Below are 13,879 nucleotides of genomic sequence, written 5' to 3' on the forward strand. Positions count from 1 at the left end.
GCCCCGCGTGACGGCACCGGACGGGCTGCGGCTCGACCTGACCGCCCACCACAGCGAGTACCTGCCGACCGACGGCGGGATCGTCGACGTCGTCGCCGCCGTGCGGGCCGGACCGGCCGGGGGCGACGCGCGTCACCACGGGCTCGCCGAGGTGATCCTGCTCGACTGCTCCGGTTCGATGGGCGCGCCGCAGACCAAGATGCGGGCCGCCCGCGCGGCCACCCTCGCCGCCGTCGACGCGCTGCCCGACGGGGTGGCGTTCGCCGTGGTGGAGGGCACCAGCAGGGCCACGATGATCTACCCCGGCGAGCGGCGGCTCGCGGTCGCGGACGAGGGCACCCGGGCCGCGGCTCGGCGCGCGGTACGCCGGGCGTCGCCGCACGGCGGCACCGCCATCGGCAAGTGGCTGCTGCTGGCCCGGGATCTGCTCGGCACCCGGCCCGACGCGATCGGGCACGCCATCCTGCTGACCGACGGCCGCAACGAGTCCCAGCAGCCCGCCGAGCTGAGGGCGGCGGTGGAGTCCTGCGCGGGCCGGTTCACCGTGGACTGCCGGGCCATCGGCTCGGCGGACGGGGTGCACGACTGGGACGGCCCGGAGTTGCTCGGCATCGCGGACGCGCTGGGCGCCAACCCGGTGGTGCCGGTGGAGGACCTCGACGGCCTCGCCGCCGAGTTCGCGACCGTGCTGGCCCGCGCGCTGGCCCGCCGGGCCGCCGACGCCCGGCTGCGGGTGCGCACCAGCGCGCTGGCCCGGATCCGCTTCGTCAAGCAGGTGTACCCGACCATCGCCGACCTCACCGGCCGGGGCGTGGCCGCCGGCGACCTCACCACCGACTTCCCCATCGGGGCGTGGAGCCCGGCCGACCGGCGCGACTTCCACGTAGCCCTGGAGGTGGACCCGATGACCCCGCAGGCCCGGCGGCGGATCGGCTGGCTGGGCGTCCGGGTCGACGCGGCCCCGGACGCCGCCGAGGTGCCCGTCGACGTGGAGTGGACCGACGAGATCGAGCTGTTCTCCCAGGTGCACGAGACCGTCGCCCACTACACCCACCAGCAGGGGTACGCCGAACAGGTGGGGCTGGCGCTGGCCGCGGCGAACGTCGGCCGGCTCACCGACGCGGAGCTCCACCTCGGGCGGGCCGTGGCGCTCGCCCACGCTGGCGGCCACGACGACAAGCTGCGGCAGCTCGATCGGATCGTGGACGTGCGGGACGCCGCCACCGGCGACGTGCGCCTCAAGCCCCACGTCGACCTGCGACGGTGGCAGTACTCGGCGGCGGTCGCGCCGCAGACGTCCTCCTGGGTGTCCGGGGAGCCGGGGGACGGCCCCGGGCGGTCGGATCCGCCGCCGTACCCGGCCCCCGAGCAGCGGGTGCCGCCGTGGGAGCACTGCGGCGAGCTGCACACCCGCCCGTACTGCGGTGAGTGCGGCAGCCACCACGAGTCGCCGGGCGGGCCGGCCCCGGTGGGCACGTGACCTGGGACTTCTTCGACAAGGTGGCCAGTGTGGTCAGCGGTTCGCTGGCGCTGGCCGCCGCCGTCCTGGCGGTCCGCCGCCACCTGCGCGGGCGGCCCGGGCGCGGCTGGTGGGCCGCCCTGAACCCGCTGTGGAGGGCCCAGTCGGAGGAGGCGATCGTCCACCCGCACCGGATCGCCGGTGGCTACGTCCGCCCCCTGTCGGAGGTGTACGTCGCCCGCCGGGCGGTCGCCCGGCTCGACCCCGCCGCCGGCCCCGTCGACGTCGGGTCGCTGCTCACCGGCCCCGGGCACGTGCTGCTGATCGGCGAGCCGGGCAGCGGGAAGTCGGCGCTGGTACGGCAGGCGTGCGCGAACTCGGCGCGGTGGTGGCTCGCCGGGCGGGGCCGGTTGCGCCGGACCCCTCCCGGGCCGGTGGTGGTGGGCCTGCCGGCGACCGCGCTGGTGCACCAACCGCTGCCCGCCGCGCTCGCCGAGGCGTACCGCGACCAGGCACCCGGCCTGGACTTCGCGCGCGAGCCCGCGCCGGACCGGAGGTGGCTGGTCTGCGTCGACGGGGTCGACGCGGTCGCGGACCCGGACGACCGGGCGGAGGTGCTCAACCGCCTCGCCGCGCTGGCCCGTGCCACCGCGCCCCCGGCCGCGCCGGGAGCCGGGCCGTGGCGGGTCCTGGTGACGACCCGCCAGCTCGCGGAGAACGAGCTTGCGGTCCTGGACCCCGGGTACGCCGCGTACCACCTCGCACCGTTCACCGACCCGGACGTCGGACGGTTCGCGCACCGCTGGTTCCCGGACGCGGTGGCCGCGCGGCGCTTCCTGAACTGGGCCGACCAGCAGCGGGCCCGCCCCGCGCTGCGCAACCCCCTCACCGCCACCATCGCCGCCGCCCTCTGGCAGGCAGGGCTGGCCGGCCCGGACCCGGTGGCCGACCCGGCGGTGCTGCTGGACCGGTTCGTCGGCGCCCTGCTCGGCGGCGGGCGGGCCAGCTTCGACGCTACGTGCGACGCGCTGCGCCGGGCGGTACGCGGCGGGCCGGTCGCCGACTGGTTGACCGAGCGGCACACCGAGCTGGTCGAGGTGGCGGCGGTCGCCGCGGTGACCGGCGCCGACCCGGTCGCGGCGGTGGTCGACTGGTCGGCGGCACAGGCGCCGTACCAGCCGGACCGGGTGCTGCCGGACTGGGACCGGCAGGTGCGGCTGGTCCTGCTCGCCACCGGCCTGTTCTCCGACGCCGGGGCCGGCCGCGCGCCGGCCGCCCGGTCGGGCGCGGTGGGCGGGCCCGTCCCGGCCCCCGGCGCGTTGGCCGCGACCTGGCCCGGCCTGGTCGAGCACCTGGCGGCGGGCCCGCTCGCCCGCGACTGGAGCGCGCAGCGCTGGATCAGGGCGATGACCACCACCTCCCAGCGGGGCGTCGGGCTGTGGGCGATGAGCCGGGCCACGGTCGCGCCGGGGTTCCTCCGGGACGTGGCGCGGGACCCGGCCGGGGCGATCGCCGCCGGGCACTACCTGGCCGCGGGCGGCGCCGCCGACCCGGTGGTCCGGTCCGACGTGCTGGCGGCGCTGCTGGCCCACTGGTCGCCCCGCCCGGGCCCGGTGGACGGCGTCGCCCCGGCGCTCGCCGCCGGACCGCCGCCGGTGCGTGACGTGCGGCAGGAGTGCTTCGCGTTGCTCACCACGCTGACCGCCGCCGCAGTGAACCGGGAACTGCTCCGGGAGGTCGCCGTCGACCCGCGCCGGCCCACCGTCGTCCGGCGGGCCGCCGCGCTGTTCTTCGCCACCCGGCGGCGTCAGCGGCCGTCCCGCACCGGGTGAGCCGGCGCCGGTGGTTCGTCCCGGCCCAGGTCGGTCAGCTCCCGCTCCAGCAGGCTGGCGAGGTGGGCGAACGTCGAGCGGCCCGCAGTCGCGCACCTCGCGCCCTGGACCAAGCTACGGTGGGCGGGGTGCCGGGCCGTAGGATTGCCGCACTATGCCCAGTGAGCGCCGAGGAAAGCCGGACCCCGCCCGCAGCCTGGCCATCCTCTGGCGCACCGCCGAGCCGACGAGCCGCAGCGCGGGCCCCGGGTTGAGTGTGGACCGGATCGTCCGGGCGGCGATCGAGATCGCCGACGCGGAGGGCATCGACGCCCTTACCATGCGTCGGGTCGCCGAGGCGCTGGGCGTCGGGACGATGTCGGTCTACACCTACGTACCCGGCAAGGCCGAGCTGCTGGACGCCATGGTCGACACCCTGTACGGCGAGATGAGCCGCCCGCCCGACGTCGCGGGCGGCTGGCGGGTCCGGCTGGAGCGGATCGCCCGGGAGAACCTGAGCCTCTACCGTGGCCACCCCTGGCTGCTGCGGGCCGAGACCAGCCGGCCGGTGCTCGGCCCGAACCTGATGGCCAAGTACGACTACGAGCTGACCGCCGTCGCCGACACCGGCCTCACCGACGTGGAGATGGACGCGGTGCTCACCCTCGTCCTGGGGCACGTCCGCAGCGCGGCGCGGGCCGTCCTCGACGCGGTGAACCTGGAGCGGGAGACGGGCCTGACCGACGGCCAGTGGTGGCAGGTGCACGCCCCCTGGCTGGCGCGGTTCGTCACCCCGGGCAGCTTCCCGACCGCGTCCCGGGTGGGCACCGCGGCCGGGGCGGCGCACGGCACCGCCCACGACCCGGAGTACGCCTTCGAGTTCGGCCTCCAGCGCGTGCTCGACGGCATCTCCGTGGTGGTCGCCGAGCGTGCGGGCGGGGCCGGCCCGGCCCGCTGACCCCGCCTGCACGGCATGGACGTTGCTCGACGTATTGAACCGGGCGGGCGGAGCGCGGATGCTGTAGGGCATCTACTCTCACCGATGTGTGGAGGCCCGGATGCGTCGCTTCCCCCTGCTCGCCCTCCTGCTCGTCGTCCCCCTGCTGGCGCCGCCGGCGGCTGCCCGGGCCGCCGAGCCGACCGTCGCCCCGCCGATCGCCGCCGCGCCGATCGCCATGGCCGCCACCGCTCCGGCCGGCACCGCGTGGGCCGTGGACCCGGCCACCGGCCGGACCACCGTGGCCGTGGACGACACCGTGGGCGAGAGCCAACTGGCCGCGTTGCGCACCCGGCTGGCCGGAACCGACGCCGTCATCCACCGGGAGCGCGGCCGGCTCAGCACGCTGATCGCCGGTGGGCAGGCCATCTACGCCGGCGGGGGGCGCTGCTCGCTGGGCGCCAACGTCCGCAGCGGCAGCACCTACTACTTCGTCACCGCCGGCCACTGCACGTCGACCGCCGCCACCTGGTACGCCGACGGCGCCGGCAGCACGGTCCTCGGCTCCCGCGCCGGCACCAGCTTCCCCGGCAACGACTACGGGATCGTCCGCTACACCTCCTCGACGATCCCGCACCCGAGCGCCGTCTACACGTACCCCGGGACGCTGACCATCCTCGGCACCGCCACCCCCGTCGTCGGCATGGCCGTCTGCCGCAGCGGCTCCACCACCGGCGTGCGGTGCGGCACGATCACCGCCCTCAACGCCACGGTCAACTACGCCGAGGGTTCGGTCTCGGGGCTGATCCGCACCAACATCTGCGCGGAGCCCGGCGACAGCGGCGGCCCGCTCTACGTCGCCGCCACCGGCCGGATCCTCGGCATCCTCTCCGGCGGCAGCGGCAACTGCACCAGCGGCGGCACCACCTACTACCAGCCGATCAACGAGATCCTGGCCGCGTACGGGGTGACGATCCCGTGAGCCCGGGGCCGGGCGGCCGTACGCGGTGAAGTGCGGGTTCCCCGCGGTCAGCCTGGCCGCGCTGTTCCGGTCGAGGTTGATCCTGAATGCCCCGACGGGTCAGCGCCCGCGTAGGGGGCGCAGCGCGCCGCCCCACGCGACGACCTGGTCGAGCATCTCGCCGACCGCCTTGGCCTGCGCCGGGGCGGGCCGGAACTCGCGGAAGTCGACGAAGTCGGTGACCAGGGACAGCGCCACCTGGGACCGGACGTCGGCGACCTCGACCTGGGAGAGGACCAGCCGCAGGTGCTCCGCCGCCCGGGTGCCCCCGTGCACGCCGTAGCTGACCAGCCCGGCCGCCTTGTTCGTCCACTCCCGGTAGAGGAAGTCGATCGCGTCCTTGAGCACCCCGGGCACCGAGTGGTTGTACTCCGGGGTGACGAACACGTACGCGTCGAACGCGGCGATCCGGGCGGCCCAGCGACGCACCGCCGGGTCGCTCGACGGGGCCATCGACGGCGGCAGCGGCGTGTTCAGGTGCGGCAGGGCGTGGTCGGCGAGGTCCACCAGCTCGGCGGTCGCGTCACCCCGCTGGGCGGCGATGTCGCGCACCCAGCGGGCCACCGCCTCCGCCTTGCGGCCCGGGCGGGTGCTGCCGACAACGACACCAATGCTGATCATGCTGGTTTCCTCTCGGAGAAGCGGCGGCCCGCGATCCGGGCCGACTCAGGGGGACGCGGTCAGGTTCCGGGCCAGCGCCACGGCGCCGTGCAGCGAGGAGAGCCCGCCCAGCGCGGCGGCCCGCACGGCCGGCGCCGGGCGGCCGGGCCGGGCCAGCCGGGCCACCTCCCGCGCGACCAGCCCGACGAAGCCCGGCAGCCCGGCGGCGAACCCGCCGCCCAGCACTGCCACCGACGGGTCGACCAGCTCGCCGAGGCTGACCACGGCCGCTGCGAGGGCCGTACCGCTCGGCTGGACCGCGTCGTGGGCCCACCGCCGGTCCCGCTCCAGCCCGTCGCGCAGCTCGGCGAAGCTCACCGCGGCGCCCCGCGCGGCGGCGGCCCGGCGCAGTGTGGCCGGGCCGGAGGCGATCGCCTGGAGGCAGCCGTGCCGCCCGCAGTCGCAGCGCGGCCCGTCGACGGCGACGACCATGTGCCCGACCTCGGGCGAGCCCCGGCCGGCCCCGGGCAGCGGGCGGCCACCGAGCACCACACCCCCGCCCACCCCGGTCCCCACCCCGAGGTAGACGACGTCGTCCGCGCCGAGGTGCCGGGCCTCGGCGAGCGCCGCGAGGTCACCGTCGTCGGCCCAGGCGGTCCGGCTGCCGGGGAAGATCCGGCGCAGCGCCTTGTCGAGCCGCAGCCCGGCCCAGCTCGGCCGGCCCGGCCAGACGGTCACCCGGCCGGTCGGGTCGGTGGTGCCGGGCATCGCCACCCCGACCGCCGCCAGCCGCCAGCCGGACTCCGCGCGCAGCGCGTCGACCGCGTCCGCCAGCGCCGCCACGTCCGCCTCGGCGCCGCCGGCGGGCCAGGTCAGGGTCCGCTCGTACGCCCGCGACGCGACGGTCCCGGGCTGCTCGTACGCCCCCGGGTCGACGACCGGCGCGGACGCGGCCCGCTCGGCCCGCAGCGCGACCTTGGTGCCCCCGATGTCGACCCCGAGCACGCCGGTGTCGGTCCGTCCCGGCACCGGCGGTCAGCCCTGCAGCACGTGCAGCACCGCGACCGCGGCTGTCGCCAGCCCGAACACGGCGGGCATCGCCGCCACCGAGATCGGGTCCCGGGCGCGCAGGTGGAAGATCACCGCGCCGATCATCTGGAGGGTGAGGCCGATCGCCGCCGCGATCCCGGCCGGTGCCCAGTACAGGCCGAAGATCAGGCCGACGACCGCGGCCAGTTCCAGGTTGCCGATCACCTTGGTCAGCCCGGGGGAGACGCCGAGGTGGGCCATCCGCTCGCGCATCTGCGCCTGGCCGGTGAGCTTGGGGTAGGCCAGCGCGGCGAAGACCGTGGCCAGGATGATGCTGAGGACGATGATGGGAATCTGCACGTTCACTTCCTTCTCGGAGGGGGTCAGGGCCCGGCCGACCCTATCGGCCGGACGGCCGGCTGGCCCGGTACGCGCGGCGCCGGGCCGGGCCGGGCGGCGTCCTCAGTCGACGGTGGCGACCAGCGCGCGGGCGGCCAGCCGGTAGCCCAGCGAGCCCAGCCCGACGATGATCCCGCTGGCCAACGGGGCGAGCACCGAGTCGTGCCGGAAGCTCTCCCGGGCCCACACGTTGGACAGGTGGACCTCCATCCACGGCCGCGGATAGTTGGCCAGCGCGTCGCGCAGGCTCCAGCCCGCGATCATCAGGGCGCCCGGGTTCACGATCGCGCCCACCGTGTCGTAGTTCTCCTGCACGGCGCGGACCAGGGCGCCCTCGCAGTCGTGCTGCACCGCGACCACCCGCCAGCCCCGCGCCGCGACCTCCTCGCCGACGGCCCGCTCGATGTCCGCGAGGGTGTCGGTGCCGTAGATCTCCGGCTCGCGTCGGCCGAGGATGCCGAGGTTCGGACCGTTCAACAGCAGCACGTCGGACACAGCTCACCTCGCGGGAAGCGGCCCGGGTACGGCCACCTCGCATGGCTGGCCCCCGCCGGGCCGGCGACAGATTCCCCGCAGTCTTACTACGCCGCCGGCCCCGCCCGCGCCGCCCGCCCCCGGCCCGCCGTCGAACTAAGGGGTGGGTAGGGGCTGTTAGGGGAGGTGAGCGTCCTGCCGGGTCGGTTAGCGTCCACCGCGAGCCGATGACGCTGTCCGCTCAGACGGTGGCGTCCCCGCTCGACCGGCCGACCGGCGCAGGCCCGCCGCGGCGGGCGAGCCCGGGTCCGCGGGATGCGCGAAGCCGCCGCGGGACGGTCGGGAACCGCTGGTCCTCCTGGATTGGGAAGTGGGAAGTCATGAGTGGTCAGCCGTCAACGGTGCCGGAGTTCCCCGAGTGGCCGCAGTTCGGTGACGAGGAACGAGCCGGCTTGGTCCGCGCCCTGGAGCAGGGTCAGTGGTGGCGGATGGGCGGGAGCGAGGTAGACACCTTCGAGGCGGAGTTCGGCGCGTACCACGGCACGCCGCACGCGCTCGCCGTCACCAACGGCACCCACGCCCTGGAGGTCGCCCTGGAGGTGCTCGGCGTCGGGCCCGGCACCGAGGTGATCGTCCCCGCCTTCACCTTCATCTCGTCGTCGCTGGCCGCGCAGCGCCTCGGCGCGGTCGCGGTGCCGGTCGACGTCGACCTGGACACCTACTGTGTCGACCCGGCCGCCGTCGCCGCCGCGATCACCGACCGCACCAGGGCCATCATGCCGGTGCACATGGCCGGCCAGTTCGCCGACATGGACGCGCTGGACAAGATCGCCGCAGATGCCGGGGTGGCGCTGCTCCAGGACGCCGCGCACGCCCACGGCGCCCAGTGGCAGGGCAAGCGGGCCGGCGCGCTCGGCTCGGTGGCCGCGTTCAGCTTCCAGAACGGCAAGCTGATGACCGCCGGCGAGGGCGGCGCGGTGCTCTTCCCCGACGAGGAGACCCGCGAACGGGCGTTCGTCGTGCACAGCTGCGGCCGGCCCCGCACCGACCGGGACTACCTGCACCGCACCACCGGCTCCAACTACCGGATGAACGAGTTCAGCGCCGCCGTGCTGCGCGCCCAGCTCGCCCGCCTCGACGGCCAGATCGAGGTGCGCGAGCAGCGGTGGCCGCTGCTGTCCAGCCTGCTTGCCGAGATCCCCGGCGTGGTGCCCCAGCGCACCGACCCGCGCACCGACCGCAACCCGCACTACATGGCCATGTTCCGGATCCCGGGGATCACCCTGGAGCGGCGCCGCGCCGTGGTCGACGCGCTCATCGCCCGGGGCGTACCGGCGTTCGTGGCGTTCCGGGCCATCTACCGGTGTGAGGGCTTCTGGGAGGCCGGCGCCCCCGACGAGAGCATCGAGGCGATCGCCGCCCGCTGCCCCAACGTCGAGCAGATCCACTCCGACTGCGTCTGGCTGCACCACCGCACCCTGCTCGGCACCGAGCAGCAGATGCACGACATCGCCGCCGTGCTGGCCGACGTCCTCGCCGAATGACCGGCCTGCCCCCGGCCGCCGCGCCCGACCGTCCGGTCCGGGTCGCGGTGGCCGGCCTCGGCTGGGCCGGGCGGGAGATCTGGCTGCCCCGGCTCGCCGCGCACCCGGCCTTCGAGGTGACCGCCCTGGTCGACCCGCAGCCGGCCGTCCGGGACACCGCCCGCGACACCCACGCGGTGCCCTTCGCGTACGCCGACGTCGACGACCTGCCCGCGGGCGCGGTCGACCTGGTGGTGGTGGCAGTCCCCAACCACCTGCACGCCGCGGTCGCCGCCCGGCTGCTGCGCCGGGGCGTACCGGTGTTCCTGGAGAAGCCGGTCTGCCTCACCTCCGCCGAGGCGGAGCTGCTCGCCGCCGCGGAGCGCGACGGCGGCACCGTGCTGCTGGCCGGCAGCGCCGCCCGGTGGCGGGCCGACGTCCGGGCGCTGGCGGAGGTGGCCGGCGGGCTGGGCCCAGTCCGGCACGTCGACGTGGCCTGGGTCCGCGCCCGGGGGGTGCCCGACGCGGGCGGCTGGTTCACCCGCCGCGACCTCTCCGGCGGCGGCGCGCTGGTCGACCTCGGCTGGCACCTGCTCGACACCGTCCTGCCGATGCTCGGCCCGGACACCCGGGTCAGCCACGCCATCGGCAGCGTCTCCGACGACTTCGTCAACGACAGCGCCGCGCACGCCGCCTGGCGCAGCGAGGCCGGGACCGGGGGCCGGTCCCGCGGCGACGTCGAGGACACCGCCCGGGGGTTCCTGCTCACCGACGGTGGCGCCTCGGTCGCCCTGCACGCCTGCTGGGCGTCGCACGAGGCCCTCGACCGCACCACGATCACCGTGCAGGGCGCCACCGGGTCGGCCACGCTGCGCTGCACGTTCGGGTTCAGCCCGAACCGGGAGCCGGCGCCGGTGCTCACCCGCACCCGCGCCGGCGAGACCGTCCGGCTGCCGCTGCCCGAGGAGGCGATCGGCGCCGAGTACGACCGCCAGCTCGACGCCCTGCCCGGGCTGCTCGCGGCCCCGGCCAGCCGGGGCGTGGCCGTCGCCGAGGCCCGCCGGACCATCGACATCATCGAACGGATCTACCACTCCGCCCGGCCCACCGAGCCGGAGCGGGAGCACGTGCTGGCGGGCCAACGCGACCGGTGAGAACCACCGGCGACCTCACTCGCTCCGGGGAGCAGCCATGAGCCATCCACCGTCCACCGTCGACGTGACCCGCCCGACGCCCGGCCGGGGCCCGATCCGCGCGGTCGTGTTCGACCTCGACGGCGTCATCGTCGACAGCTCCGCCGTCATGCGCGAGGCGTTCAGCATCGCGTACGCGGAGGTGGTGGGCGACGGACCGGCGCCGTTCGAGGAGTACAACCAGCACATGGGCCGGTACTTCCCGGACATCATGCGGCTGATGGGGCTGCCGCTGGAGATGGAGGAACCGTTCGTCCGGGAGAGCTACCGGATGGCCCACCTGGTGCCGCTGTTCCCCGGCGTCCGGGACACCCTGGAGAAGCTGCACGCCCGGGGCATCCGGATGGCCATCGCCACCGGCAAGAGCGGCCCCCGGGCCCGCTCGCTGCTCGACACGCTCGGCGTGCTGGGCCTGTTCGACCAGGTGATCGGCTCCGACGAGGTGGCCCGCCCGAAGCCCGCCCCGGACATCGTGCTCCAGGCGCTCGGCCACCTCGACGTGCCGCCGGCCCAGGCCATGATGGTCGGCGACGCGGTGATCGACCTGCTCAGCGGCCGGGACGCCGGCGCCACCACGGTCGCCACCACCTGGCACGGCGGGGACATCGCCGCGCTGCTCGCCGCCGGCCCGGACGTGGTCGCGCACGCACCGACGGACCTGCTGGCCCACTGCCCGGTGGCCCTCGTCCCCTGACCCGGCCGGGCTCGACCCGGGGCATCTCCAGGCTCGTGCCCAGCATCGTGGGCGACGCCGCCCGACGAATGACTCGCGGAAGCCCCGGTGCTGCGCGAGGCGCGCGGGGCGTGCCGCCCGACTTGTCCGATGTGGTGACAGCGGACAACGGACATGTTCCCGGCATGGACCGTTACGCTCCTGAATCTGGTCGATGTACCGTCCGTGGTGGTGGTCCGTCCGGGTGGAGGCGGCCACCGCCCCGGTCCGCTACCTGGGAAGTGGGCGAAGCCATGGCCATGAAGACCGACACCATCGGTGCCCGGATCCGGTACTGGCGGATGCGCCGTAGCGGGATGACGCAAGCTGTCCTCGCCGGACTCGCCGGCGTCAGCCAGTCCTACATCTCGCAGGTCGAGTCCGGCCGGAAGACCATCGACCGTCGTTCCACTCTCGTCGCCGTAGCCGCCGCTCTCCAGGTGACGGTGGCGGACCTGCTCGGCCAGGGCACGGAACCCGGCGACCCGGCGCGGGACAGCGCGGCCGAGTGCGTTCCGGCGATCTGGTCCGCGCTGATCGAGATCGAGGATGGCGAGCGCCGGCCGTCGACCCGTGGCAGGGACGAGTTGGCCGGCGACATCTCCCGTAGCGATCAGCTCCGTACCCGATCCAACTATCCGGCGATGGCCCGACTCCTCCCCGGCCTCCTGCTCGACGCCGCCGCTGTCGACGGCACCGTGCTCGCCCAGGTGGCCTACCAGGCTTCGACGTGCCTGCGGCACCTCGGCTACCGGCATCTGGCGCTCAACACCGCACGGGTCGCGGTGTCGGCTGCCGAGGAAGTCGAGGATCCGGCGTGGATCGGGGCGTCCCGGTTCGCGTACGCGCAGAGCCTGCCGATCGAATCCGCGCCACTCGCGGCCCGGGCCGCCGACCGGTCGCTGGTCGGGCTCCAGGCCGATGCGGCCGACGAGCGGGTCCGACAGATGCTCGGCCAGCTCCACCTCTCGGCGGCGCTGACCTCGACCGTGAGCGGTCGTCCGGACGTCGCGCGGGACCATCTCGCCGAGGCGGCCCGGGAGGCGGCGACCCTCGGAGACCCGCCGGACGGGGCCGGCTTCAACGGGTGTGGGTTCGGGCCGACCAACGTGAAGCTGTGGGAGATGTCCATCGCGGCCGAGTCGGGTGAGCCCGGCCGGGTGATCGAGCTGTCCCGGACGGTTCGGCCGCAGGTCCTGGTGGCGACGAACCGCCAGATGTCCTACCGGCTCGACGTCGGCCGCGCGTTGGCCGACACCGGTCGCCGGGATGCCGAGGCGCTGGCCGCGTTCGTGCGGGCTGAGCAGGCCGCGCCGGTGCCATTCGCCCTGAACCCCCTCGCTCAGGGCGCGGTCGTGGCGATGGCGCAGCGGGCGAGGCGCTGCGCGATCCCGGACGACCTGCGGGTGCTGGCCGGCCGGATGGGCATCAACCTGCTGCCATAATCCTTGTTGGAGCAGGCCGAGGCGGATCGGATACCGGTGGAGGAGACCACTCGGGCGGTGCCGGACCGGGCGGTGGCGTCGTGGAGAGCGGTGAGCTGCCGATAGGTCGGCGGGTGGCCCAGTGGCGGGTGCGGCGGTCACCTGGCACGAGAAGGCGACCGGCCGAAGCGGGTGGGGGCGCCTGCCGGTCGAGCACCGGGCCGCGCACCTGGTGGCCGCCGCGCGGGCGTACCTGCACGTCGGTGACCTGTTGCGGGCGGGGCGCGCCCTGGTCGACGCCGAACGGACCGCGCCGGCCGAGATCCGGTGCCGGCCGCTGGCGCGTACGGTGATCGCCGACGTGGCGCGCGGCGGCCCGATGCCGGCCGGCGTGGCGCACCTGGCCGCCCTGGTCGGCCTGACCCGGTGAGCGCGCCCTTCCGCTTCCCGGCCCAGATCCGCGACCGGCCCGCCAACGTCGGCGTGACGATGGCGGGCCGGGGCAGCGTCCGGCGGGACCGCTCAGCGAGCGTGGTCGACGCCCTCGGGGCCGGCTTCGAGGAAGCGCAGCATCTCGGCCGCCAGCATCTCGGCGACGGGGGCCGGGACCAGGTCGGTGCGGACGGTGACGCGCAGGAGGACGTCCCCGTTGCCGGGCAGCACCTCGACGAGGCAGGCGCCCGACCACTCCCGGGCGTACGGCTCGACGACCTCCTCGGTCCGGCAGCCCGGCAGCTCCAGCGGAAGGACGACGTTGTCCTGGTAGGCGAAGGAGGGCATGCTGTTGGCCACCTCGCGGGACATGTCGAGGACCGGGTCGGTGGTCATCTCCAGGAACGCGACGTCCTGGGCGGCCATCAGCTCGTCGACGGTCCGCTGGACGGCCCGGATCAGGTTCTTCTCCGGCCCGTCGAACCGGACCCGGAGGCAGTTGGAGCTGATCCGGCTCGTGAAGGTGGAGTCGAGGATCCGGCTGCCGCGCTGGGCGACGATCATCAGCATGGCGATGTCGTCCTGCTGGTGGATGGCGCGCAGCGCGGTGGCGTAGGCGGCGGCGAAGTAGCTGGAGCGGCTGAACCGGTGTTCCCGGGCGGCGCGGTCCCAGCGTTCCAGCACGTCGGGGGTGACGGTGGCGATGTGCCCGGCCTTGGGGCCCCAGGTCGGGGTCTCCACCAGCAGCTCCTGGGGCCGGCCCTCGCCCTGGCGGGAGAGCCCGCGCAGTTGCCTGCGCCAGTAGGCCCGCTGTGCTTCGAGGTCGGCGGCCTCGCGTAGGCGGGTGTGCTCGTCGTAGAACTGG

General features: G+C 75.4%; 14 protein-coding genes. 9 read left to right on the plus strand and 5 right to left on the minus strand.

The features are described 5' to 3' along the window. The first annotated feature begins 7 nt into the window (after positions 1-7). From C5N14_RS27240 to C5N14_RS27255, 4 genes are all read left to right on the plus strand, one after another. Positions 8-1,480 carry a VWA domain-containing protein gene (locus tag C5N14_RS27240; RefSeq protein WP_117672090.1) on the plus strand — a complete coding sequence of 491 codons (1,473 nt, stop codon included), beginning with the start codon at positions 8-10 and terminating at the stop codon, positions 1,478-1,480. Then, positions 1,477-3,291: an ATP-binding protein gene (locus tag C5N14_RS27245; protein WP_128763674.1), complete on the plus strand. Its 1,815-nt coding sequence runs from the start codon at positions 1,477-1,479 to the stop codon at positions 3,289-3,291. The genes C5N14_RS27240 and C5N14_RS27245 overlap by 4 nt, the downstream gene beginning before the upstream one ends. A 154-nt stretch (positions 3,292-3,445) precedes the next feature. Continuing rightward, positions 3,446-4,228: a TetR/AcrR family transcriptional regulator gene (locus C5N14_RS27250; protein WP_117672093.1), complete on the plus strand. Its 783-nt coding sequence runs from the start codon at positions 3,446-3,448 to the stop codon at positions 4,226-4,228. Positions 4,229-4,328: 100 nt separating this feature from the next. Then, positions 4,329-5,189, plus strand: coding sequence for a S1 family peptidase (locus C5N14_RS27255; RefSeq protein WP_117672129.1), 861 nt, complete (start codon positions 4,329-4,331; stop codon positions 5,187-5,189). 99 nt (positions 5,190-5,288) lie between these two features. Here C5N14_RS27255 and C5N14_RS27260 read toward each other — a convergent pair whose 3' ends face one another. From C5N14_RS27260 to C5N14_RS27275, 4 genes are all read right to left on the minus strand, one after another. Further along, positions 5,289-5,849, minus strand: a complete 561-nt coding sequence (locus C5N14_RS27260) for an NADPH-dependent FMN reductase (RefSeq protein WP_117672096.1) — start codon at positions 5,847-5,849, stop codon at positions 5,289-5,291. 45 nt (positions 5,850-5,894) lie between these two features. Next, entirely contained in the window at positions 5,895-6,857 is a 963-nt protein-coding gene (locus C5N14_RS27265; RefSeq protein ID WP_117672097.1) for an ROK family protein, read from the minus strand. A gap of 6 nt (positions 6,858-6,863) precedes the next feature. Then, positions 6,864-7,217: a DoxX family protein gene (locus tag C5N14_RS27270; protein WP_117672131.1), complete on the minus strand. Its 354-nt coding sequence runs from the start codon at positions 7,215-7,217 to the stop codon at positions 6,864-6,866. A gap of 102 nt (positions 7,218-7,319) precedes the next feature. Then, entirely contained in the window at positions 7,320-7,751 is a 432-nt protein-coding gene (locus C5N14_RS27275) for a type II 3-dehydroquinate dehydratase (protein ID WP_117672099.1), read from the minus strand. A 359-nt stretch (positions 7,752-8,110) separates the two neighbouring features. Between C5N14_RS27275 and C5N14_RS27280 the strand changes: the two genes are divergently transcribed. The 5 genes from C5N14_RS27280 to C5N14_RS27300 all read left to right on the plus strand — a co-directional run bounded on the left by C5N14_RS27280 (position 8,111) and on the right by C5N14_RS27300 (position 13,012). Continuing rightward, positions 8,111-9,274 (plus strand): DegT/DnrJ/EryC1/StrS family aminotransferase, encoded by a 1,164-nt coding sequence (locus C5N14_RS27280; protein ID WP_117672101.1) that lies wholly within the window; start codon positions 8,111-8,113, stop codon positions 9,272-9,274. Next, complete coding sequence (locus C5N14_RS27285) at positions 9,271-10,407, plus strand: Gfo/Idh/MocA family protein (RefSeq protein WP_117672103.1); 1,137 nt, start codon at positions 9,271-9,273, stop codon at positions 10,405-10,407. Before C5N14_RS27280 ends, C5N14_RS27285 begins: the two co-directional genes overlap by 4 nt. 37 nt (positions 10,408-10,444) lie before the next feature. Beyond that, entirely contained in the window at positions 10,445-11,140 is a 696-nt protein-coding gene (locus C5N14_RS27290; RefSeq protein WP_117672105.1) for an HAD-IA family hydrolase, read from the plus strand. A gap of 278 nt (positions 11,141-11,418) precedes the next feature. Further along, positions 11,419-12,603, plus strand: coding sequence for a helix-turn-helix domain-containing protein (locus tag C5N14_RS27295; RefSeq protein ID WP_117672133.1), 1,185 nt, complete (start codon positions 11,419-11,421; stop codon positions 12,601-12,603). Between the two features lie 121 nt (positions 12,604-12,724). Continuing rightward, on the plus strand, positions 12,725-13,012 hold the full coding sequence (locus C5N14_RS27300; protein ID WP_165878242.1) for a hypothetical protein: 288 nt from the start codon (positions 12,725-12,727) through the stop codon (positions 13,010-13,012). 92 nt (positions 13,013-13,104) lie between these two features. On the opposite strand, the gene C5N14_RS27305 is transcribed toward C5N14_RS27300, so the two are convergent. Further along, positions 13,105-13,879: condensation domain-containing protein (locus tag C5N14_RS27305; RefSeq protein ID WP_243640079.1), on the minus strand; the 775-nt coding region annotated here is incomplete at its 5' end.

The sequence above is a fragment of the Micromonospora sp. MW-13 genome (assembly GCF_003434305.1).
In the GTDB taxonomy this organism is placed as follows: Bacteria; Actinomycetota; Actinomycetes; order Mycobacteriales; family Micromonosporaceae; genus Micromonospora.